We start from the raw sequence: 789 nt of genomic DNA on the forward strand, positions 1-789 counted from the left end.
CGGTGATGCTGGAGAAACGTGAATATGCGATTCAGCGTATTGAAGGCGTGCCCAAACGCACGGTCGAACCGCCACCGGAAGCGGTGTTGAAACGAATACGTCGAGAAGTGGCCGAGATCAAAACTGCGCGGGATACGGATTCCGACCTGATGGCCTTTCTCAGTGATTTTCAGTGGCCACTCACCGGGCGTATCAGTGGTGTGTATGGCAGTCAGCGAGTCTATAACGGCAAGCCTGGCCGGCCACACTATGGCGTGGATGTGGCCCGGCCCACGGGTACGGTGGTGGTGGCGCCAGCGGATGCGGTGGTCACTTTGGTGCAACAGGACAATTATTATTCCGGTGGCACCTTGATTATGGACCACGGTTATGGAGTGTCATCCACCATGATCCACCTTAGCGAGGTGCTGGTGAAAGACGGGCAGACGGTGAAGCAGGGCGAGCCCGTGGCCAAAGTCGGTGCCAGCGGGAGAGCCACAGGCCCTCATCTGGATTGGCGCCTGAACTGGTTCGAGGTCAAGCTGGACCCGGTTACGGTAGTGCCGCCGATGAAGTAATGGCCCTGTTAAAACAATCGGGACTGTTTCTGCCCGCGTTGATTTTCCTTCACGGATTTGACGAATCCTGCAGATACATCTTTAGCGCCACCGCATTATTATGGGCTTCATCCCTGGCGCCATACACTAACGTAAGACGACCATCTTTGGCTGTTTGGCGTAATGCCTGCCGTGTTTCGTGCGGCAGGTTTTCACGCAATTCGCGGTGGTATTTCTGGTAAAACGCGGCCCA

2 protein-coding genes are annotated in these 789 nt (G+C 56.0%); one reads left to right on the forward strand and one right to left on the reverse strand.

The window, feature by feature from the left end; all coding sequences use genetic code 11:
• Positions 1–557: M23 family metallopeptidase (locus A3730_RS28580; RefSeq protein WP_063539421.1), on the forward strand; the 557-nt coding region annotated here is incomplete at its 5' end.
• Positions 558–606: 49 nt separating this feature from the next.
• On the opposite strand, the gene A3730_RS30050 is transcribed toward A3730_RS28580, so the two are convergent.
• Positions 607–789, reverse strand: a 183-nt coding sequence (locus tag A3730_RS30050) for a DUF488 family protein (protein WP_156501435.1), incomplete at its 5' end; no start/stop codon positions are given.

This window comes from Alcanivorax sp. HI0044, assembly GCF_001634945.1.